22 protein-coding genes are annotated in these 21837 nt (G+C 57.2%); 12 read left to right on the forward strand and 10 right to left on the reverse strand.

Annotation, left to right across the window (positions count from 1 at the left end; all coding sequences use genetic code 11):
- Window positions 1-43 precede the first annotated feature (43 nt).
- Window positions 44-862, forward strand: coding sequence for a heme/hemin ABC transporter substrate-binding protein (locus NHG65_RS12705; RefSeq protein ID WP_207976876.1), 819 nt, complete (start codon window positions 44-46; stop codon window positions 860-862).
- On the opposite strand, the gene NHG65_RS12710 is transcribed toward NHG65_RS12705, so the two are convergent.
- Window positions 859-1152 (reverse strand): Rdx family protein, encoded by a 294-nt coding sequence (locus NHG65_RS12710; protein WP_099062084.1) that lies wholly within the window; start codon window positions 1150-1152, stop codon window positions 859-861. The two genes, NHG65_RS12705 and NHG65_RS12710, sit on opposite strands and share 4 nt — an antisense overlap.
- A 67-nt stretch (window positions 1153-1219) precedes the next feature.
- On the reverse strand, window positions 1220-3178 hold the full coding sequence (locus NHG65_RS12715) for a sigma-54-dependent Fis family transcriptional regulator (protein ID WP_499183420.1): 1959 nt from the start codon (window positions 3176-3178) through the stop codon (window positions 1220-1222).
- A gap of 194 nt (window positions 3179-3372) precedes the next feature.
- Between NHG65_RS12715 and NHG65_RS12720 the strand changes: the two genes are divergently transcribed.
- From NHG65_RS12720 to NHG65_RS12730, 3 genes are all read left to right on the forward strand, one after another.
- The gene (locus NHG65_RS12720) at window positions 3373-4389 is read left to right on the forward strand and encodes a Gfo/Idh/MocA family oxidoreductase (RefSeq protein ID WP_499183421.1); all 1017 of its coding nucleotides are present in this window, start codon (window positions 3373-3375) and stop codon (window positions 4387-4389) included.
- Window positions 4389-5168: a TIM barrel protein gene (locus tag NHG65_RS12725; RefSeq protein ID WP_499183422.1), complete on the forward strand. Its 780-nt coding sequence runs from the start codon at window positions 4389-4391 to the stop codon at window positions 5166-5168. The genes NHG65_RS12720 and NHG65_RS12725 overlap by 1 nt, the downstream gene beginning before the upstream one ends.
- Before the next feature lie 93 nt (window positions 5169-5261).
- Window positions 5262-6185 (forward strand): substrate-binding domain-containing protein, encoded by a 924-nt coding sequence (locus tag NHG65_RS12730; protein WP_283603232.1) that lies wholly within the window; start codon window positions 5262-5264, stop codon window positions 6183-6185.
- An 11-nt stretch (window positions 6186-6196) separates the two neighbouring features.
- Here NHG65_RS12730 and NHG65_RS12735 read toward each other — a convergent pair whose 3' ends face one another.
- Window positions 6197-7420: an MFS transporter gene (locus NHG65_RS12735; protein ID WP_413476968.1), complete on the reverse strand. Its 1224-nt coding sequence runs from the start codon at window positions 7418-7420 to the stop codon at window positions 6197-6199.
- Window positions 7421-7517: 97 nt separating this feature from the next.
- On the opposite strand from NHG65_RS12735, the gene NHG65_RS12740 reads away from it, so the two are divergent.
- From NHG65_RS12740 to NHG65_RS12760, 5 genes are all read left to right on the forward strand, one after another.
- On the forward strand, window positions 7518-8456 hold the full coding sequence (locus NHG65_RS12740) for a LysR family transcriptional regulator (protein ID WP_176979284.1): 939 nt from the start codon (window positions 7518-7520) through the stop codon (window positions 8454-8456).
- Window positions 8457-8616: 160 nt separating this feature from the next.
- Complete coding sequence (locus NHG65_RS12745; RefSeq protein ID WP_413476969.1) at window positions 8617-9378, forward strand: dimethylarginine dimethylaminohydrolase family protein; 762 nt, start codon at window positions 8617-8619, stop codon at window positions 9376-9378.
- A 27-nt stretch (window positions 9379-9405) separates the two neighbouring features.
- A complete protein-coding gene (locus NHG65_RS12750) occupies window positions 9406-10179 on the forward strand; it encodes an ABC transporter substrate-binding protein (protein ID WP_499183423.1) in 774 nt (257 codons plus the stop codon).
- Between the two features lie 36 nt (window positions 10180-10215).
- Window positions 10216-10908: an ABC transporter permease gene (locus NHG65_RS12755; RefSeq protein WP_099061995.1), complete on the forward strand. Its 693-nt coding sequence runs from the start codon at window positions 10216-10218 to the stop codon at window positions 10906-10908.
- Window positions 10908-11630, forward strand: coding sequence for an ABC transporter permease (locus NHG65_RS12760; protein ID WP_085116754.1), 723 nt, complete (start codon window positions 10908-10910; stop codon window positions 11628-11630). The genes NHG65_RS12755 and NHG65_RS12760 overlap by 1 nt, the downstream gene beginning before the upstream one ends.
- Before the next feature lie 6 nt (window positions 11631-11636).
- Here the strand turns inward: NHG65_RS12760 and NHG65_RS12765 are convergent, their stop codons facing one another.
- Window positions 11637-12092, reverse strand: coding sequence for an Lrp/AsnC family transcriptional regulator (locus tag NHG65_RS12765; RefSeq protein ID WP_085116755.1), 456 nt, complete (start codon window positions 12090-12092; stop codon window positions 11637-11639).
- Window positions 12093-12106: 14 nt separating this feature from the next.
- Here NHG65_RS12765 and NHG65_RS12770 point away from each other — a divergent pair, with 14 nt between their 5' ends.
- A complete protein-coding gene (locus tag NHG65_RS12770) occupies window positions 12107-13213 on the forward strand; it encodes a succinylglutamate desuccinylase/aspartoacylase family protein (RefSeq protein ID WP_499183424.1) in 1107 nt (368 codons plus the stop codon).
- Here the strand turns inward: NHG65_RS12770 and NHG65_RS12775 are convergent, their stop codons facing one another.
- From NHG65_RS12775 to NHG65_RS12795, 5 genes are read right to left on the reverse strand one after another with little or no spacing between them, the layout of a single operon-like run.
- On the reverse strand, window positions 13214-14134 hold the full coding sequence (locus tag NHG65_RS12775; RefSeq protein WP_219016165.1) for a metallophosphoesterase: 921 nt from the start codon (window positions 14132-14134) through the stop codon (window positions 13214-13216).
- 17 nt (window positions 14135-14151) lie between these two features.
- Window positions 14152-14994 (reverse strand): carbohydrate ABC transporter permease, encoded by an 843-nt coding sequence (locus NHG65_RS12780; RefSeq protein ID WP_499183425.1) that lies wholly within the window; start codon window positions 14992-14994, stop codon window positions 14152-14154.
- Window positions 14991-15902 carry a carbohydrate ABC transporter permease gene (locus NHG65_RS12785; RefSeq protein ID WP_099061999.1) on the reverse strand — a complete coding sequence of 304 codons (912 nt, stop codon included), beginning with the start codon at window positions 15900-15902 and terminating at the stop codon, window positions 14991-14993. The genes NHG65_RS12780 and NHG65_RS12785 overlap by 4 nt, the downstream gene beginning before the upstream one ends.
- An 11-nt stretch (window positions 15903-15913) precedes the next feature.
- On the reverse strand, window positions 15914-17200 hold the full coding sequence (locus tag NHG65_RS12790) for an ABC transporter substrate-binding protein (protein ID WP_499183426.1): 1287 nt from the start codon (window positions 17198-17200) through the stop codon (window positions 15914-15916).
- Window positions 17201-17232: 32 nt separating this feature from the next.
- Complete coding sequence (locus tag NHG65_RS12795) at window positions 17233-18336, reverse strand: ABC transporter ATP-binding protein (protein WP_499183427.1); 1104 nt, start codon at window positions 18334-18336, stop codon at window positions 17233-17235.
- Between the two features lie 226 nt (window positions 18337-18562).
- Between NHG65_RS12795 and NHG65_RS12800 the strand changes: the two genes are divergently transcribed.
- Both NHG65_RS12800 and adhP read left to right on the forward strand, forming a co-directional pair.
- Window positions 18563-18763, forward strand: a complete 201-nt coding sequence (locus NHG65_RS12800) for a hypothetical protein (RefSeq protein WP_099062002.1) — start codon at window positions 18563-18565, stop codon at window positions 18761-18763.
- Between the two features lie 151 nt (window positions 18764-18914).
- The gene (gene adhP, locus NHG65_RS12805) at window positions 18915-19928 is read left to right on the forward strand and encodes an alcohol dehydrogenase AdhP (RefSeq protein WP_499183428.1); all 1014 of its coding nucleotides are present in this window, start codon (window positions 18915-18917) and stop codon (window positions 19926-19928) included.
- Between the two features lie 189 nt (window positions 19929-20117).
- Here the strand turns inward: adhP and exaC are convergent, their stop codons facing one another.
- Window positions 20118-21638, reverse strand: coding sequence for an acetaldehyde dehydrogenase ExaC (gene exaC / locus NHG65_RS12810; protein ID WP_099062004.1), 1521 nt, complete (start codon window positions 21636-21638; stop codon window positions 20118-20120).
- Between the last annotated feature and the right edge of the window lie 199 nt (window positions 21639-21837).

A 21837-nucleotide genomic window follows, 5' to 3' on the forward strand; every position in this document is an offset into this window, starting at 1 on the left:
GACGGCTGTTGTGTCAGTCATCTTCTCCATAAGGAGCTAGCGGATGAAATCATGGATTATCGTGTTGTTGGCATTGCCGTTTTCGCTGTTCGCCGGCGAGCGCGTGATAGCTATTGGCGGTGACATCACGGAAATTATTTATGCGCTGGGTGCGCAGCAAACGTTGGTCGCACGCGACAGTACCAGCCAGCAACCACCGCAGGCCAGCGAATTGCCGAATGTCGGTTATATGCGCCAGCTCAACGCGGAGGGGATCCTGGCGATGAAACCCACGCTGGTGATCGCCAGTGAACTGGCACAGCCGTCATTGGCCTTGCAGCAGGTTGAGCAGGCCGGAGTTAACGTGGTAACGGTGACCGGCAAACCCGAATTAGGCGTGATTAACCAAAAGATTGCCGTTATTGCAGCCACTTTGGGACGAGTTGCCGAGGGGCAAATTCTGCAGGCCGAACTGGAGCGTCAGATCGCCGCCGTACCTACTCGCCCGTTGCCCGTCAGGGTACTGTTCATCATAGCGCACACTGGGATAACGGCCATGGGGGCAGGCAATGGCACCGCAGCCGATGGTGCCATTCGCAGCGCCGGGTTGGAAAATGCCATGGCTGGGGTGGCACGTTATCAGTCGTTGACTCAGGAGGGGTTGGTGGCTGCTGCGCCGCAGTTATTGGTAATAGGGAAAGCCAGTCTGCAACGGCTGGGCGGAGAAACCAATCTTTGGGCATTACCGGGATTGGCGTTTACCCCGGCGGGTCAACAACGGCGGCTGTTAGTGATTGATGACAACGCCTTGCTGAGCTTCGGGTTGGCGATGCCGACTGCCATCGGCCAATTGCGACAGGCGGCGCAGGCGGTTATGCCTTAACTTTTAGCCCCTTTATTATCCACATGTCCTAAGGAACGCTCGGGGAAGCAGCGATCGCGCAGACGCTGCTTTAACGCTGCTGCCTCTGGGAACCCACCGTCGATTTTTCGATCCCAGATGACCACGTCATCAACGGTGACCTGGTAAATGCCTCCGGTGCCGGGAACCAGCGTGACGGAGGCCAAATCGGTGCTGAAAGTATGGAGTAACTCTTGCGCCATCCACGCGGCTCGCAGCAACCAGTTGCATTGCGAGCAGTAATGGATCGTGACGGCAGGGGATGTTTTCATGGATTGGACCTGAGCGGTAACATTGCCAGCATCATCGGATGCCACCGAGATGCTGTCAATGCGTCACTCAGGGGCGAAAAAGCGTTAAATCGATCTGCCATTTATTGATTTTGTTGTACAGCGTGGTCCGCGACAGCCCGAGCATCTGGGCTGCCTGCCTCAAATTGCCACCATTGGATCCAATCACCTGAATGATATGAGCGCGTTCATTATCTTCCAGTCGGCTGGAGGGGGCCGCGTCCGCTTCCGGGGGCCTGCGCCGCATATCCTCGGGCAGGTCGCCCACGTCGATCAGTAATCCTTCACACAGGTTCACCATCCGTTCCACCAGGTTTTCCAGTTCGCGCACGTTTCCCGGCCAGGGCCAGGCGTTCAGACAGGCCATCGCCTGCGGTGAAACCTGCGGCGGGACTTTTTTCATCCGCGTACTGAGCTTATGAATGAAGCCGTTGACCAGTCCGGCGATATCTTCCCGGCGTTCACGCAGCGGCGGAACCGGGATCGAGAGCACGTTCAGACGGTAATAGAGATCGCGACGAAACGCGCCGGTCTCCACTGCCTGTACCAGGTCACAATGGGTGGCAGCAATGATGCGCACATTTACTTTTACCGGCTGTGCCGCACCAATCCGCAACACTTCGCTTTCCTGCAGCACGCGCAGCAGGCTGGTTTGGGCTTCCAGCGGCATTTCACCAATCTCATCCAGCAGCAGGGTTCCCCCGTCCGCCAGTTCGAACTTGCCGGCGGAACCGCCACGGCGCGATCCGGTAAAGGCACCGTCTACGTAACCAAACAGCTCGCTCTGCACCAAATCGCGCGGTAAGGCTCCGCAGTTAACGGCGACAAAGGGTTCATTGCAACGCCTACCGCCGTTGTGGATCGCCTGGGCAAACAGCTCCTTGCCGGTGCCGCTTTCGCCGGTCAACAGCACCGTGCTGTCACTGCGGCTGCAAGTGCGCGCTTGCATAATCGCCTCGCGCATGCGGCTGGAGTGACCGTAAATCATTTCAAAGGTATAGCTGGCGCTGACCCCCATTACCCGGCGGGTAATGGCGCGGATACGCTGGTTCTCTCGCAGGGATAGCACCCGGCCGTTATCCGGCGCGGGCATCAGGGAAATCACGCAGGAAAGGGCGGGCTTGCCTGCCGGCATAAACACCATTTCACGGTCGTTGCAAAACGGCATGGTCAGCAGTGAACCGGATTGTGGGCGCAGCAACTCATCGATAGAGAGGTTGCCGGGTTCCAGACCGTCAAAAATCTGGCGGGCATAGCGATTAACGGTTTTCAGCCGCCCCTGGCGATCGCAAACCATGACGCCTTCATTCAGGGTTTCCAGAATCGACTGTTGTTCGGCCAGCAGCCGGTGCAGCTTTAGTTGCTGACCAACAGCCTCTGCCGCCGCCTGCACGGTGCCCAGCGTATGGGCATTGAAATTATCCGGCGTGGCGGTGAGCGTCAGCACGCCAATCATCGCGCCCTCGGCGTTACGTACCGGTGCGGCGGCACACTGGCGATGCCGTTGGCGCAAACCCAACTTCCAGTTCTCGCCGCTTAATACATATACCAGGCGCTGTTCCAGCAGGCAGCGGGCGGTGCAGTTGGTGCCCTGAACCTCTTCACGCAGAATGCTGCCGACCGGCGTCAGGTCGGCGCCGCAGTAGTGAAGGGTGACGCCGTTGGCATCGGTCAGATTGATATGCCCGTCGGGATTGTAGGCCAGCAGGTTTTCCATGATGCTTCGCGCCACGGTAATCAGCTCGGCATTGTGCAACAGGATGGCCTGTAGCTGGTCTGCCGGAGGTGCGTGATAGACAAACTCATCGGGGTCAATACCGTACTCCCGCGAGCGCCGCCAGGATTGCAGGATCGATTTGCGTATCCAACCCGGCTGACCTCCCTCGTTGAATGCCTGCCAGCCTTGCCAAAACAGGCTGTCCCATTCACCGGCCTCCGGCCCTTCCGGCAGGCTGAAGATCGGGTCGCTTTCATCTTTGATTGGCATCAGGCCAGCGGCGGTGTGCATCGGCAACTCCGTTTTGGAATGTAATGTCCATTTTATTGACATGTGAAATTGACATGTCAATTTAGTTGTCACTTTGTTACGCCTATCTGTGCAACGCCTCACAATTTCCCCGCGTTTCAAGCTGGCATCCCCTTTGCAATACCGCTAATGAACTCTGTTGCCCGCGAGGGCGTAACCCCACATAAGGAATCACTATGAGTCATTCACCCAAAATCCTGCGCGTTGGTCTGATTGGTGCCGGCCGCATGGGCAGCTTTCATGCAGAATCGCTGGCGCGGCGAGTGCCGGGCGCAGTGTTGGCCGCGGTGGCCGATCCGTTACCGGGGGCGGCGCAGCGGCTGGCGGAACGTCTGGGCGTTGAGGCCTATAACGATTTGCAGGCGATGCTGGATGATCCAGCCATTGATGCCGTCGTCATCGCTTCTCCGGCGCGTACGCATGCGCAGTGGGTGATAGCGGCGGCCAAGGCCGGTAAGCACGTGTTCTGTGAAAAGCCGATGGCCGTCACGCTGGAAGAAGCGGATAACGCCATTACCGCCGCAAACCGGGCAGGCGTGGTCCTGCAGGTGGGCTTTAACCGCCGTTTTGTCACCGGGTTTGCCGCCGCTATCGCCGCCGTCAAGTCAGGGGAGAATGGCACCACCCAGTTGTCGCGCTCGGTCACGCGCGACCCGCAGTTACGCGATCCCGCGCCGATCCCGGCGTGGACCATCTTTCTGGAAACCCTGATCCACGATTTTGACACGCTGCTGCATTTCAACCCTGGGGCCCGGCCGGTGGAAGTGTATGCACTGGCGGATGCACTGGTACGTCCGGATTTCAAGGATCGCGGGCTACTGGACACGGCTGTAGTCACTATTCGCTTTGATAACGGGGCTATCGCCACCGCCGAAGCCAATTTCCAGGCGGTCTACGGTTATGACGTGCGTGGTGAGGTATTTGGCAGCCAGGGCATGCTGCAGGCGGGCAATATCAATTTGAATAACTGCGTGCGCTATCACGCCGGCGGCATCGCCATTGAGACCTCGCGACAGGATACCGACTTGCTGCACGACGCCTACGTGGCGGAACTGACCGAGTTCGCCCAGTGCATTCAGCAAGGGCAAAAACCTCGGGCCACCGGCCAGGATGCACGCAATGCGCTGGAAATCGCGCTGGCCTGTATTGCGTCGGTGCAGCAGGGCAAACCGATCAAACTGGGAGATCAATAATGGCCAATTATCAGCTGTCCGTTTGCGCCGAAATGGTGTTTATCGATCTGCCGTTTGTCGAACGCGTGGCGCGTATTGATGCACTCGGTTTTGGCGTTGAAATCTGGAACTGGGCCAATAAAGACCTTGATGCTTTGGTGGCGACCGGAGCGCGCTTTACCTCGATGACCGGCTATCTCAGCGGCAATCTGACCGACGAAGAGGACATCGCCCAACTGTTGCACAGCGCCAGGCAATCGCTGGTCGTGGCGCAGCGCTTAAACTGCCCGAGTCTGAACCTGCACGGCACCGGCCTGGACCCGCAAGGGCTGCCGGTGAAGCCGGTGCAGGTGGTGACGGGTGCCATGTGGTTGAAGGCGGCTGAGACGCTGACCCGGTTGGCGCAGATGGGCGAGGAGGCGGACAAAGTCTTCACGCTGGAAAACCTCAACCTGCCGCTGGATCATCCGGGTACGCCCTTTGCCAAAGCCGGCGACACGCTGGCTCTGGTGGAGGCAGTTAACCGCCCGGGGTTGAAGATGAATCTCGATCTTTATCATGCGCAAATTGGCGAGGGTAACCTGATCGAGCTGATCCGCCGCTGCGGTCCGGCGATCGGTGAAATCCAGGTGGCTGATGTGCCGGGGCGAAAACAACCCGGTACCGGCGAAATAAACTACCGCGCCATCGCCCGCGCGTTGGACGAAATAGGCTATCAGGGCGTGGTGGCGATGGAGGGTTGGGCAGCCGGTGACAGCACCGAGGCGCTGCAACAGTTCCGCGACCATTTCACCCTCTAATCCTAAGCCAGCCGGGTACTGGCCTGTTACCCGGAATAAGCAGTGATGCATTGATTTTAATAATAAATAAACCTCAACCTACAGGATGTCATCATGAAAACAAAAACGTTGCTGTTGCTTCTGCTGAGCCTGGTTATGGCCTTCAGCGTCCAGGCGAAAACCTATAAGGTCGGCGTGGCACTGGCCAATTTCGATCTTAACTTTGTTTCTATTCTGCGCTCGCAGATGGTCAGTGAGTTGAAACTGCTGAACATGGACGGTCAGTTTGTCGATGCCAAGGGGGACGTGGCGCTTCAGGTGCAGCAGGTAGATGACTTTATCAACCTGGGGGTGGACGCCATTATCCTCAACCCGGTCGATACCCAGGGGGTGAAACCGATGATGGATGCCGCCGAACGCGCCAACATTCCACTGATTTTCGTCAACCGTAAACCCGAGGTGAAACTGGGCAAGGCCATGGCCTATGTTGGCTCCGACTCGGCGGCGGGCGGTGAGATGCAAATGGAAGCGCTGGCGAAAAAAATGAACTATCGCGGCAACGTGGCAATCCTGATGGGGGCGCTGTCCAATGAAGAAGCGCGTGAGCGCACCCGTGCAGTGGAGGCGGTGATCGCCAAGTACAAAGACATGAAAGTACTTGAGAAGCAGACCGCCAAATGGCAGCGTAATGAAGCGGTGGACGTGGTGTCCGGCTGGCTGCTGAATGGCCGCCCGATTGACGCTATTGCTGCCAACAATGATGAAATGGCAATCGGTGCCATCATGGCGCTGAACCAGGCCAAAAATAAAACCATTCTGGTGGCGGGTATTGACGGTACACCGGACGGTCAGCAGTTTATCAAAAACGGCAGTATGACCCTGACCATCTTCCAGGACGCCAAAGGTCAGGCCACCGGCGCGGTGCAGGTGACCCAGGCGCTGCTGGAAAAACAAAAAACCGAGCCGTATCACTGGGTGCCTTATAAAATCATCACTCAGGATAATCTGGCCCAGTTTATGGCGGCTAATCCGAAATAAGACCCAGTGGCTCAGGCTGCGGCGCGGGTACCGGGTTTGGCCAACATTCTCAGTGCCAGTCCGCCCGCAGCCGCCAGGGTAGCCAGTGCCACCACGCCCGGCCAACCGGCACTTTCGAGGATCTTGCTGCCCAGTGCCGCGCCGCTGGCCATACCGACAAACACCAGCGTAAACATGATGGCGTTGAGGCGGCTGCGGGCCGCCGGGTTGATGGCGTAAATAATGGTCTGGTGCGCCACCAGCGTAGCCTGAATACCGAGATCAAAACCTACTGCGCTCAGGGCAATCAACGCCAGTTGCGCCGGTACCGACAGCAACGGCAGCAGAAACATCAGGGCGAATGAAACCACCACCATGGCAGCACCGATTTTTGTGACGTAGTCCGGCCCGTGACGATCGGCCAACATCCCCGCTAATGGCGCAGCCAGGGCACCGGCTGCGCCTGCCAGACCAAAAGCCCCGGCGACGGCGCTGCCCAGTTGATAGTGTTCTGCCAGCATCACCGCCAGTGTCGACCAGAAAGCACTGAACGCCACCGACAGCAAGCCTTGCGCCATCGCCGCGCGCCGCAGCTCCGGGTAGTCCGTCCACAATTTGCCTAAAGACCGCAGCAATGCCGGGTAGCTCAGCGTGGTATTGGGCTTAAAGCGTGGCAATACCGCCCCGATCGCCAGGGTGATCGCCAGCACACCCAGTGCCGCCAACAGGTAAACGCTGCGCCAGCCGAAATACTCCGCCACTACGCCGCTGAAAACCCGCGACAGCAAAATGCCGGCCAGCAGCCCGGTCATCACCGTACCCACCGTTTTGCCCCGGTTGGCGTCAGACGCCAGTGTGGCAGCCGCCGGGATAATGTCCTGCGCCACGGTAGCGGCCAGACCGATCGCCAGGCTACTGAGCAACAGCAACGGAAATGACGAAGAAAAACCGCAAAGCAGCAGGGTGAGCGTCAGCAGCACGCCTTTAATGCGGATGATCTGGCGACGATCGTGGCGATCGCCCAGCGGGGCCAGCAGCAGGATCCCCAGTGCGTAACCGACCTGAGTCAGCGTAGGCACCATGCCGGTGTCACTCACTCCGGCGTGGAATGCATTACCCATAATGCCGAGCATCGGCTGACTGTAGTAAATGGATGCGACGCTCACACCGGCGCCGGTAGCCAGCAGAAAGACAACTTTGGCGGAAAGCGCACTGACAGGCGCGGTGGTGTTAGTGACGGGGGAAATCTGGCTCATGGTGGTTATTCCAGTCAAGGTTAAGTGCGGCTATTTTTGCCAGTATTCGCCACAAACTGTAGCCCCCGCGCGGGTAAAACTGTTATACGTAATAGGTATGAATAAGAACCTATTCCCTAATGGCGACCGCATAGCCATGCTGCAAACCCTGGTGCGTATCGTCGACAGCGGCAGCCTCTCGGCGGCGGCGGCACAAATGCAGACTTCACAGCCCACCGTCAGCCGGCGTTTGCAGGTGCTGGAACAACTGCTGGGCGTTAAATTAATCCAGCGCACCACTCACAGCATGAAGCTGACCGACGATGGCGAACGTTGTTATCAACATGCCCGTAAGCTGATTGAGCAATGGCAAATCATGGAGGATGAACTGCGAGGCGCGCGCGATGAGCCGGTCGGTGTCTTGCGGGTAAGGGCGCCGCATGCCTTTGGTCAGGACCAGTTGATTGGGCCACTGGGCGATTATCTGCAACGCTATAGCCAAACCAGCGTGGAGTGGACGCTCAACGATCACTCGCCCGATTTTATACCTGAAGGCGTGGACTGTGCGATCCACGTCGGTGCGGTGACCGATCCTTCCGTGGTCGCTGTGCTGCTGGCGGAGGTACCGCGGATAGTGGTGGCCGCCCCGGAGCTGTTGGCGGCGCATGCGCCACTGGGGCAGATCGGGGATTTGGCACAGTTGCCCTGGCTGGCGCTAAACAGTTTTTATCGCAATGAGGTCAGCTTGACCCATAATGTCAGCGGCGAAACCTGCCGTTTTGATATCGCACCCCGGTTGAGCACCGACAGTCTCTATGCAATACGCAAAGCGGCGTTGAACGGCGTGGGGGTGGCGATGCTGTCATCCTGGGTGGTCAAACAGGATCTGGAACAGGGGCGGCTGACGCCGTTGATGCCGGATTGGCGAGCCGCCTCTTTGCCCATCTATCTGCTTTACCCCTACGCCAGTTATTATCCGGCGCGCTTGCGTAAATTCCTTGAGCTGATGAAAGAAGTGATGCCACGCATCACCGGCGCACATGCCCCTCTGTCGTGAGCGGGCCGGTTTTGCATTGAGCACAGCGGAATAGGTCGTGGCGAGGGTGATAAACAGCGTAAATACCGAGTGCCAGAGGGCGGATTCAGCCTGATTGGTGATGCTATCTGTTTGATAATCGAAGAACAGTGACCGTCCTTTTCAACCGAGAGAATCGCCCATGCACTTTACTCAAGCCATTGCCAGACTCCCTGCTGATAGCTGCGCCAGCGGACAGACCACCGCCCAACTGGGTGCCCCGGATATCGCGACCACCGGCCGCCAGTTTTTGGCCTATGTGGACACCTTGCTCCGCCTGGGGCTAAAAGTGACAGTGTTACCGGCTGCACCGGCATTTCCTGATGCACATTTTGTTGAAGACACCGCCGTTGTGATGCCGGAACTGGCGGTGATCACCCATCCGGGTGCGCCCAGCCGTCAGGGCGAAGTGGCCACCATTGCACCGCTGTTTGAAGGGGAACGCCCGGTCGTGCGCATGAGCCAACGCGGCCATCTTGACGGGGGGGACGTGCTGCTGGTCGATCGCCAGTTTTTTGTCGGCCTGACGTCACGCACCGATGAGGCCGGTATCGGCGAATTTAGCGCGGCGGTAGAACCCTATGGCTACCGGGTCACTGCCATTGAGGTAAGCGCCGGGCTGCACCTGAAATCTATCGTCAACTACGTGGGTCGCAATACCCTGTTGCTGACGGAAGACTACCAGCACCATGCTGCCTTTAGCGATTTTAACAGCATCGTGATCCCGGAAGCGGAGTCCTACGCCGGTAATACGCTGTGGATCAACGATACGCTGATCACGCCGCAGGGTTATCCGCAAACGCTGGCCCAAATCGAAAAATTAGGTATGCCGATCGTTCAGCTCGACACCAGCGAATTTAAAAAAATGGACGGCGGCCTGACCTGCCTGTCACTGCGTTTCTGACACTTACTTTTACCGGGGATCTCAGCCATGAAAAAAACATTAGCGGTTTTACTGACCAGCCTGGCATTAAGCGGCCCTGTGGCGGCTCAGGCCTTCGACACCATCAGCTTTGGCGTGGACGGTGGTTATCCGCCGTTTGACGTGCTGGCCCCCAGCGGTGAGATCACCGGTTTTGATATCGATATCGCCAATGCGTTGTGTACCCAACTGCATGCCAAATGCGTGTTCGTTAAACAACCTTTCGAAAGCATGATCGCGGCGCTCAACGCCCATAAATTCGATGCCATTATCGCCTCGCTGACCATTACCGATGAACGCAAAAAAGAAGTGGATTTCACCGACCGCTATTACCGCAGTTCGGCCCAGTTGGTGGCGCGCAAGGGCAGCACGTTACTGCCTGACGTCGCCAGCCTGAAAGGCAAAACCGTTGGCGTGCAGACCGGCTCGATCCACGAAGCCTACGCCAAGCAACACTGGGGCGGGAAAGGGGTGAAAATTGTCTCTTACGCCAACCAGGATAACGTCTATCTGGATCTGATGTCCGGACGTATTAATGCCTCCTTGCAGGACAATACCCAGGCCGCCAGCAGCTTTATCGATACGCCACGCGGGCAGAAATTTGCCTTCGCCGGCCCGGTGATTGAAGACAACAGTATTTCCTCCGACGTGGGTATCGCCGTGGGGAAAGACAACCCGGCGCTGCGCGATGCGCTTAACGGGGCGATCAAGGCGATCCGCGCCGACGGCACCTATGAGGCAATCCAGAAAAAATATTTCAGCTTCGATATTTACGGCGGCTAAACCGGCCCGGATTCAGTCATGTAGGGGAGGCCGGGAATGGTCATAGAGTATTTGCCGTTGCTGGCGCATGGTGCGTTACTGTCGCTGTGCGTGATGCTGGTTTCACTGGCGGTGGCGCTGGTGCTCGGCATGACCAATGCGCTGATCAAACTGTTTGGTCCGCGCTGGTTGCGCTGGGTGTCGACCGGCTACACCACGCTGGTACGCGGGATCCCGGAACTGGTGATCATGCTACTGCTGTTCTTTGGCGGCGAGATGCTGGTTAACGGCTTCCTTGGCCTGCTGGGGTTGGGGCCGTTGCGCTTCAATACCTTTATCTCCGGCGTGCTGGCGATTGGCTTTGTGTTTGGCGCTTACTATACCGAAACCTTCCGCGGTGCGTTTCTCACCGTAGAGCGCGGTCAACTCGAGGCGGCGATGGCCTATGGCATGCGTCCGGGCCAGGTGTTTCGCCGCGTATTGCTGCCGCAAATGCTGAGTTTTGCTATCCCCGGCATCAACAACAATTGGCTGGGGCTGATGAAAGCCTCGGCGCTGGTGTCGATCCTCGGGCTCGAGGACATGGTGTGGCTGGCGGAACAGGCGGGGCGGGCAACGCAAAAACCCTTCTTGTTCTACTTCCTGGTGGCGCTGATTTACATGGTGATTACCGCCGTTTCCAGTTGGGGCTTTAGTCGGCTGGCACGGCGTTATGCGCTGGCTTCCTCACACTCTGCCGGAGCACGCTGATGAACCTGCAAAACATCCTGGAAGCCGCACCGAGTTTTCTGTGGAGCGACGGTTCTGACGTGACCGGACTGGCGATGACCGCCAAACTGTTCTTGCTGTCGGTGGTCCCGGGGTTACTGTTGGCGGCGCTGATGGCAATTGGCCAGGTTTATGGCCCGCGCCCGGTGTCGTGGGTGATCCGCAGTGTGACCTATTTTTTCCGCAGTACGCCGCTCTATTTGCAGTTGATGCTGATTTACTACGGCCTGTCACAGTTTGACGTGGTGCAACTGGGCTGGCAGAACGATCAGCCTTTCTGGCTGCTGTTTCGTGACGCCACATTCTGCGCCACGCTGGCATTGGTGCTCAATACCAGCGCCTACGTCGCCCAACTGTTGGCCGGCATGATGGAAACCTTCCCGCGTCAGGAGTGGATTGCCGGTGAGGCCTATGGCATGAGCCAGTGGCAGATCATCCGTCGGCTGGTGCTGCCGGCAACGCTGCGGCGTGGCATTCCTGCGCTGAATAACGAGATGGTATTCCTGCTGCATGCCACTTCGTTGGCCAGTACCGTCACGCTGCTGGATATAACCGGCGTGGCCCGCGCCTTTTATGCCGCCACCTATTCACCCTTTATTCCGTTCCTGATGGCGGCGGCACTGTACCTGCTGTGCACCTTCCTGCTGATTTTCCTGTTTTCACGCGCGGAGCGGCGCTGGTTGGCGTTTATCCGCCGTGACTGAGCGCCTTCAGGAGCGTTTGATCGACTGTAGCTCGGTCAGGGTGACGATTTTATCCACCCGGAACTTTTTGCTGGTCAGCCAGGTATCGGCCAGCAGCCGGTAGTTTTCCATGCTGCGGCAGCCAATACGCACCAGAAAATCGAAGTTGCCGCTGACCAGCCAGCAGTCCAGCACTTCCGGGGTGTTACGCATTTCCTGCTCGAACGCCGGTTGAGAATGGCCATGGTCGGCCAGCGCGATCTGCGCCTGGATCACAAACGCATGTTCGGGCTCCGGCAGTTCGATAATGGCGCTGTAGCCACGAATAATACCGTCGCGTTCCAGTCCGCGAACTCGTTCCAGGCAAGGACGAGCGGTCAGATTGACCTGCTCGGACAGCTTCTGATAGGAAATGCGGCCATCCCGGCACAGTATTTCAAGGATTTTTTTGTCGATGCGATCAAGCCGGGCTTTCTTTTCCACAGATAGGGCGTCCAATGAAAAGTAAACATCATAAGTTACCTGAACATGCCCTGGGTGGGCAGCGCCAATTCACCAGTTTTCATTTCGGCCAGCCGGGTAAAGGCGAAAAAATTTACCTGCAGGCCGGTCTGCATGCCGACGAACTGCCCGGTATGCTGGTGCTGCATTATCTTAAAAGATTACTTAGCCAGGCGGAACGGCGAGGTGAACTGCAAAGTGAAATAATTCTTGTCCCGGTAGCCAATCCGCCAGGGCTGGCGCAGGTGGTTCTCAATGGCGGCGTAGGGCGCTTTGATCTGGTCAGCGGTCGCAACTTCAATCGTGACTTTCCTGACCTGGCACAGTTGTTACAGCAACAGGATTTCAGTAGCACGGAACCTGCACATCAGCAGGTGCGTGCCGCGATGCGCAGTGCTTTACAGGCCGCGCCAGACACTACTGAGGTCACGGCGCTGCGCCGACAATTGCTGCTATTGGCCTGTGATGCGGATGTGGTTCTGGATCTGCACTGCGACGATCGCGCAATTTTGCATATGTACGCCGATCCTGCCTGGTGTGAACAGGCCGAGGTCCTGGCTTGCTTTATGGGTATTGGCGCGGTGCTGCTTTCGCAAGACAGCGGCGGTGGCTCCTTTGATGAGGCCTGCTGCCTGCCTTGGCACCGGCTGGTGGCACAGCATCCGGCGCTTGATGGGATGTTACCAGGCTGTATGGCGGTCACGCTGGAGTTACGTGGGCAGCGGGACATCAGCCATGAGCTGGCCAGCGCTGACGCTGAACGCCTCTATCGATACTTACAGCACCGTGGTGCCGTTGCCGGTGAGCCACTTGGGGTACCGCCGCTAGAAGTGGCCATGTTGCCGTTCGCCGCCGGGGAGATCGTCACTGCCTCCGCCAGCGGCATTCTGTTGCTGCTGCGCCAGCCGGGGGAATGGGTAGAGGCCGATGAAGCGGTCGCTGAAATCATCGACCCGATCACCGATACGGTAAAAGCGGTGCGGGCCCGTGCCGATGGACTGATTTATGCCTGCCGCCAGGCACCTTTTGTCACCCTGGGGGCCGAGGTGATGAAGATTGCCGGTAAAACCCCTTACGCGGGCGGTGGTGGGCTGGCGTCGTAGCTATCGCACCAGCGTTCGGCTAATTTCGGGGCCATAGCCGGTAACAGAAAGTGTATCCCCAGCCAGCTCAACCACGGCGAACGGCAGCAGGTCGTCGCCATCGACCATGCCCTTCAGGGTGATAAAGTCGGTATGCTCCACCCGCAGATAGTCGCCCAAATGGTAATGACCGGCAAAGTAGGCGCGTACCTGATAACGGCATAACAGGGCCACCAGGGCATCGCAATTCCACAGGTTATGTTCATTCTCCGGTGCCAGCGGGTAGTGGCCGAACACCACAATGGTTTCGCCTTTGCTTTGTGCATCCGCCAGACTGCACGCCAGCCAGCGCAGCTGTTCATCGCCGACGGCACCGTTCCAGCTTTGCGCCTGCGGTTGATGCTCGGCACGGATGCGGGCCAGCAGATGCTGTGCCTGTGCGTGCTCTTCGCCGTTGGCCGGGTTGCAGTACAGGCTGATGTCGTTACCGTCGATCACGATAAAACGATAGCCGTTCAGGCTGAACTGGTAATAGTGTTTCGGCAACGCCAGCGCCGGAGACTGCGCCGCCAAATGGCGGGAAATCACGTCGGCATCATGGTTGCCCAACACCACCGCATGGGTATGACGTAACTGTCCGTACACCGGCAATAACTCGGCGTAACTGCTCCAGTGATCGTCAACCAAATCCCCGAGCGTGGCGACAAAGGCCAGCGGCAGGTCATTCAGCTCGGTAATGGCCTGGCTTAGTTTACGCAGGCTGTTACGGTAGTAGCGGTTGTATTCCAGATTGGGATCGGCGTCGGCATATTGTGGATCGGCGATTAACCCGAAACGAACGGAGCCCGAGGGCGTCGGCTGGCCGGAAAACTGGGGCGGCTGATAAAACGAACTGACCTGGCCCAGGGCCAGAGACTGTGCGGCGGTGAGGTGTGAGCTCATAGATTACCTGCTTAGCGCTAGCGAATGCCGGCGCGCATAAAGGATTGAACGAACTGGCGCTGAAACACCAGGAACAGCACAAGTAAAGGCAGGGAGGTCATCAGCGTCGCTGCGCCAATCAGCGCCCATTGCACGCCTTGTTCCGGGGCTGAAAATAGCTGTAGCCCGACGGTCAGTGGCCGCACGTTAACCGAGTCGGTAATCACCAGTGGCCAAAGAAAATCATTCCAGTGGAAACTGATCGAGACCAGGGCAAAAGCGACATACACCGGCTTCGCCAGCGGGATATAGATGCGCCGCAGGATGTAAAACCGGCTGGCCCCTTCGACGATCGCCGCCTCTTCCAGCACTAACGGGATGCTTTTGAAGGTTTGCCGCAGCAGGAAAATGGCGAACGCCGAAGCAAAGTAAGGCAGGGCGATGCCCAGCAGCGTATCGCGCAGGCCCAGCGCACCAATGGTCTGGTAGTTGTTCAAAATCAGCACATCAGGGCTGATCATCAACTGCAACAACACCAGTGCAAACAGGATGCCCGCGCCCTTAAGCCGGAACCGCACCAGGGCATAGGCCGCCATGGTGGCCAGGATTAACTGACAGAACACAATCAGCAGTACCAACAGGATAGTATTGAGGAAATAACGGCCAAAAGGCGCGGCATGCCAGGCGTTGATAAAGTTCTGGGCGGTCAGGGGAGCAAAAAGTGAAAAACCGCCCTGATCGGCCGCAGGGTGGATCGCCACCCAGGCGGCGACCAGTATAGGGAAAACCCACAACAACGCGGCACCCCAGGTAAGCAGGCACCAACATAATCGACGCAGCGAAAGGCTGCGCGACGGTACGGCGGTGATGGAAAGACTCATTGGTAGTGGGCTCGCTTATCCAGCAGATTGAATTTAATTAACGCGATGCTGGCCAAAATGATCAGCAGCACCACGGTCATCGCCGAGGCATAGGGCAGATCCCAATAGCTGAAGGCCGTGCGGTAGATGTAGAACAGCAGCAGGCTGGTACTGTTGTCCGGCCCGCCATTGGTCATGGCGATCACCTGATCGACAATGCGGAAAGCATTCATCGAGGCGTTGATCAGAATAAACAACGTGGTCGGCATCAGCAGTGGCCACTGGATGCGGCGGAAGAAATAGCCGCGTGAGGCCCCTTCGATCTCGGCGGCCTCGGCCAGCTTGGGGTCAATCTGCTGTAACGCCGCCAGATAAAAAATCATAAAGAAACCGGCTTCCCGCCATACCGATACCGCCATCAGGCAGTACAGCGCAGACTGCGGATCTCCCAACCAGTTGACCGCCGGCAGTGAAAACAGCGCCAACAGCTGATTCAGCAACCCCACCTGTGGGGTATAGAAGAACAGCCACAGATTGGCGATCGCCACCATCGGCAGCAGTGAAGGAATAAAGAACGCGGCACGAGCAAACGCCGTGCCGCGCAGACGTCGGTTAACCGCCAGCGCCATCAGCAGGGCCAACCCTACCGCCAGAGGAATGGTGATCGCCGCATACAGCAGGTTATTGCGCAGCGCCAGAATGAAAGTCTCGTCATCCAGCAAGGCGCGGTAATTTTCCAGCCCGACGAACTGGGCCGGTCGGTTATTGTGCGCCGCGCTGAACAGGCTTTCCCACACCGTGGCCAAAGCCGGATAGTGGGTAAAGGTGATCAGAAAAACCAACGCCGGCAGGACCAATAAATAGCCATAAAGCTGCAAAGAAAAGCGCTTATGGCGGGCGGCGGGCAAGGCTGAGTACGATGAGGTCATGCCGGCTCCGGTTATTGGTAACGTTGCAACAGGCGGTCGGCCTGTTTTTGCGCGCTTTCCAGCGCCTGTGCAGGGGTTTTGCCTTGCGTCACGGCGGCTTCCACCGCACGGTTGAGCAACTCCTGAATTTGCACGCTGTTATAGGTGGAAAGCTCCGGCTGCGAATATTTCAGCTGTTCACGCGCCACGGTCGCCTGCGGCACTTTTGCGGCATATTCCTTCATGGTTGCGGTTTCCCAGGCGGCCGGTGAAGTCGCCACATAGCCAGTGGCAATGCTCCAGCGGGCGGCCTGTTCCGGCGCCGAGAGCCAACGCATAAAGGTGACGGCGGCTTGTTGCTGAGCCGGGCTGGTGCCGTTAAACAGGTACAGGTTACCGCCGCCGGTTGGGCTGCCTCGCTGGGTTTTCTCCGGCAGCATGGCGACGCCAAACGGGAATTTGGCGTTTTCACGCACCGTGGTCAGGTTACCGGTGGTGGTGACCATCATCGCGGTTTTGCCGTCGATAAAGTCCTGCGGCGTGGTGCTCCAGGTAATGGCGCCTTTTGGCGAAACCTGATATTTCTGCGCCAAATCGGTCAGCCAGGTTAATGCTTCAACGTTGGCCGGGGTATTGAAAGTTACCGCGGTGCCCTTGCCGTTATCCAGGTGGCTGCCATTGGTGGCGGCAATCCCCTGGAAAGTCCAATAACCAATCGGGGTGGAAGGGATCTCGATCCCCCATTGTTTAACGGCGTTACCGTCGCGGATCACCAGTTTCTGACCGAAATCGACCACCTGCTGCCAGTTGGCCGGTGGGGTATCGCCATTCAACCCGGCTTGCTGGAACGCCTGTTTGTTCCAGTACAGCACCACGGTAGAGCGCTGGAACGGAATGCCCCACACCTTGCCCTGGATTTTGCGAATAAACGCCGGGTAGAAGCCGTCGATCCAGGCTTTGCCGGCCTGGTCGTTAGCCAGGTCACTGACCGGTAAGATGGCCCCGGCGTCGATCAGCGAATAGGCTTCGATATCGCCAATTACGGCAATTTGCGGTGCATTGCCGCCACGGAAGGCGGTTAATGCCTTGGTCACCGTGGTGGCGTAGTCACCGGTATAGACCGGCTGAATACTGATATCCGGGTGCAGTTTTTCAAAGTTCGCCACCAGGCCTTCAACGGTGTGGCTGATTTTGCCGCCGACGGCGATCGGATAGTACATTTGCAGCTTCACGGCATCCGCCGCCTGGGCAGAAACAGTAACGCCGGCCAGCAACAGGGCGACAGCGCTTAATCTGGATAAACGGATCGAGACGGACATGGTTTTCCCCTGGAATAAAATGATGTTTTTGATTATTGAACTGCGTATTGATGAGTCACTGGCTGAAAGGCCTGCTCCATGGTGTGGCAACGCTCACCACTGGCGGAGAACAGGTATTGCGCTTGCTCGGCCCATTGCAGGCCAACCAGGCTGCCTTCGGTAAAGTGCTGCATGCCGGGGGTTTTTACCGTGATTTGCCCCTGGACCGCAGGCAAATGGCAAACGGCGAGGGTATCGGCCCCCATATATTCATAACTGAGTACCTGACAGGTGAGCTTGCCGCTGCCCGGTGCGCACAGGCTAATCTCTTCGGCACGGATCCCCAGACTTAGCGTCATGTCTTGGCCACCAAAAACAACCGGCAGCGGGGCGTTACCCATGTGGTGGCCACTGCTTTTGCTCGTTAGTGGAATGATGTTCATCGGTGGTGCACCAATGAACTGCGCGGCAAAAATACTGGCCGGGTTGTTATATAAGTTGTCAGGGGTATCGTGCTGCTCAATACGGCCATCGTTCAGCAGAATGATTTTGTCCGCCATGCTCATGGCTTCGGTTTGATCGTGGGTGACATACAGCATGGTCAACCCCAGCTTACGCTGGAGCGCACGGATTTCCCGGCGCATGCTCTGGCGCAGTTTGGCGTCCAGATTGGATAAGGGTTCATCCATCAGACACAGTTTGTTCTGGGCTATCACCGCACGACCCAGCGCGACTCGCTGTTGCTGCCCACCGGAAAGCTGTGCCGGCAGACGATCCAGCAACGGCTCCAGCTCCATCAGCTTACTGATGTCGGCCAGACGGGCGGCAAAGTGCTGTTTGTCTTCACCGCGGGCCCGCAGGCCAAACAGCAGGTTTTCGCGCACGCTGAGGTGGGGGAACAACGCATAAGACTGGAAAACCATCGACAATTTACGTTGCGATGGTGGCAGGGCGGTGACGTCGCGTTGCTGGATCTCAATCGTGCCGCTGTCGGCGGACTCCAGTCCGGCCAGGGTCCGTAGCAGGGTGGACTTGCCGCAGCCGGAGGGGCCCAGCAGGGCCACAAAGTCACCTTCCTGTACCTCAAAACTGATGTCATCCAGTGCGGTTTTGTCGCCCCAGGTTTTCTTGATGTTACTGAGTGATAAATAGCTCATGGCGCTTCTTGAAGTGGCGTGTTCTGCCCACCCTAGCTGGCGCGTATTTATCTGGTATGAATAATTAATGACAGTTGTATGTCGTAGCGGTCCCATGTCCTTACGCGAAAGATGGCTTGCCGACCGCCGTCCATGTTAAATTTGACCTTTGCCACTCCGTAGCCCCTGATGATAAAGAGAATTTCAAATGGAAGAACGGCTGCCTGTGCCAAAGAAGTCAGGGTCTATGAGCACAGCCAAACCCCGCCGTCCGCACGGGCGATGGGTCTATTACATCCTGCATGAAGATATTCTGTGGCCTTGCCCGGTCAAGTGGGAATGGGAGAGCAACTTTCACGCCTGGCTGCCTTTTTACTACTCGCCCACCCTGGAATTTGTTGCCGGCAACCCCGCCAAAGCGACAAAGATCATCAAAACCAAGCGTTAATCATTATTCTTGCTTAAGAACCTTATTTATCCCTCTCGCCGGAGTGATATTTAACCCTCTGTTTTTAAACAAGGCATCACTCGCCTTGCCCTCAGGGAAGACAGTAACTACATTAACAACTGTACTTCAATTCACCTGAGGGAAATATCCGATGAAAGCTGCCGTAGTCACCAAAAACCACAGTGTAGATATCCAGGAAAAGCCGCTTCGCCCACTGAAATATGGCGAAGCGGCGCTCAAGATGGAGTGTTGCGGGGTTTGTCATACCGATCTTCACGTCAAGAATGGCGATTTTGGCGAGGTTCCCGGCATCACCCTGGGTCATGAAGGCGTAGGCGTGGTCACCGCTATCGGCGAGGGCGTGACCTCATTAAAAGTGGGCGACCGCACCAGCGTCGCCTGGTTCTATCAGGGTTGTGGCCATTGTGAGTATTGCGTCAACGGTAATGAAACCCTGTGTCGCTCGGTCAAAAATGCCGGTTTCAGCGTTGATGGCGGCATGGCGGAAGAATGCATCGTGGTGGCGGACTATGCGGTGAAGGTGCCTGATGGCCTGGATCCTTTTGCTGCCAGCAGCATCACCTGCGCCGGGGTGACCACCTATAAAGCGGTGAAAATCTCTGATATCAAGCCGGGGCAGTGGATCGCGATTTATGGTCTGGGTGGCTTGGGCAACCTGGCGCTGCAGTATGCCAAGAACGTATTCAATGCCAAAGTGATTGCCATTGACGTCAATCAGGGCCAGTTGGACTTTGCCAAAGAGATTGGTGCGGATCTGGTGATCAATTCCAAAACGGAAAATGCCGAAGAAATTATTCAGCAGAACGTCGGCGGCGCTCATGCTGCGGTGGTTACCGCGGTAGCACGCTCGGCCTTTAACTCTGCGGTGAATGCGGTACGCGCCGGGGGCAAGGTGGTGGCCGTGGGTCTGCCGCCAGAAAGTATGGATCTGAGCATTCCACGTCTGGTGCTGGACGGCATTCAGGTGGTGGGGTCACTGGTCGGCACGCGAGAAGATCTGAAAGAAGCCTTCCAGTTTGCTGCCGAAGGTAAAGTGACGCCGAAAGTCACCAAAAGGCCGTTGGGTGACATCAACGCCATCTTTGAAGAGATGAAGTCAGGCACCATCCGTGGCCGTATGGTTATCGATCTGACCAACTCTTAATCCCGCCAAAAAATAAGGCCACCTATAGGTGGCCTTGAGGCCGTTGGTCAAGAGCTCTGTTGTTCAATGGTAGGGGCGCTGCATGCTGCGCCCATTTGCATAATCAATGGGTTACATCGGGTCGAACATGTTCGACCCCTACCGATTTAGCCCTTTCGCGGGTTTGTTAGCAATCTGAAGACCACCAAATCAGAACAGTCCAAGCGGTTTGGCATCGTAGCTGACCAACAGGTTTTTCACCTGCTGGTAATGCGACAGCGCCACCTTGTGGGTTTCACGGCCAACGCCAGAGTTCTTATAACCGCCGAAGGCGGCATGCGCCGGGTAGAGGTGATAACAGTTGGTCCACACGCGTCCGGCCTTGATGGCGCGGCCCATGCGGTAAGCGCGGTTGACGTCGCGGGTCCACAAACCGGCACCCAGTCCGAACTCACTGTCATTAGCCAGTGCCAGCGCTTCCGCTTCGTCTTTGAAGGTGGTCACGCCAATTACCGGCCCGAAGATCTCTTCGCGGAAGAAACGCATGCTGTTATTACCGGTGATCAACGTAGGCTGGAGATAGAAACCGCTCTGCAACGTCTGCTCATGGCTGGCACGCTCGCCACCGGCGATAATTTTCCCGCCTTCGTTTTTAGCGATCTCGATGTAGGACAAAATCTTGTCGAACTGCTGCTGGGACGCCTGCGCGCCGATCATGGTGTCGGTATCAAAGGGGTCGCCCTGGCGAATGGTGGTGATCCGCGCCAGCACTTTTTCCATAAACTGCGGGTAGATGGATTCCTGGATCAGGGCGCGTGAAGGGCAGGTACAGACTTCACCCTGGTTGAAGAAGCCGAGGATCAGCCCTTCAACTGCCTTGTCGATAAACTCCGGTTCGGCCTGCATGATGTCTTCAAAGAAGATATTCGGTGATTTGCCGCCCAGCTCGACGGTGCTGGGAATGATATTTTCCGCTGCACAGGCAAGGATATGTCGGCCTACCGGGGTTGAGCCGGTAAAGGCGATTTTATCGATGCGCTTGCTGGTCGCCAGTGCCTCACCGGCTTCTTTCCCAAAGCCCTGAACCACATTGAGTACCCCGGCCGGCAGCAGGTCGCCAATCATTTCCAGCAACACACAGATGCTGAGCGGAGTTTGTTCTGCCGGTTTAAGCACCACGCAGTTACCGGCAGCCAGCGCCGGAGCCAGTTTCCAGGCTGCCATCAGCAGCGGGAAGTTCCAGGGGATAATCTGTCCAACCACGCCCAGCGGCTCGTAAATATGGTAGGCCACGGTATTCTGGTCGATCTCCGCGGCGGTGCCTTCCTGTGCACGCAGGCAACCGGCAAAGTAACGGAAGTGGTCAATCGCCAGTGGGATATCCGCGTTCAGCGTTTCGCGGATCGGCTTACCGTTGTCCCAGCTTTCGGTCAGCGCCAGCAACTCCAGCTTTGATTCCATACGATCGGCGATGGCCAGTAATACGTTGGAGCGCTCCTGCACGCTGGCTTTACCCCAGGTTTCGGCGGCGGCATGGGCGGCATCCAGCGCCAGTTCGATATCTTTCGCGTCGGAGCGCGGGAACTCGGCGACAGTCTGACCGGTCATCGGGGAGGTATCAGTGAAGTAGTTGCCTGAAACGGGTTCGACAAATTTGCCACCAATATAGTTGCCATAACGTGGTTTGAAAGAAATCAGCGAGCCAGGTAAACCGGGATGAACGTATTTCATGTAAACACCTCTCATGGGAACAGACTGTGTAGGGTTGACGCCGGAGTGCGTGACGCCATCAGCTTAACCCTAAGCATTGCTTATGCCACATTGCGTCAGTGTCGTTCCCATAAAACTAAAAGATGCTTTATATCAATAAATTAAATAATTAAAAATGCTTTGGCCGGCAATAAGTCCGAGGGCTTATTATTGGTTTCTA

The organism is Serratia myotis (assembly GCF_027474885.1).
Classification (GTDB): domain Bacteria; phylum Pseudomonadota; class Gammaproteobacteria; order Enterobacterales; family Enterobacteriaceae; genus Serratia; species Serratia proteamaculans.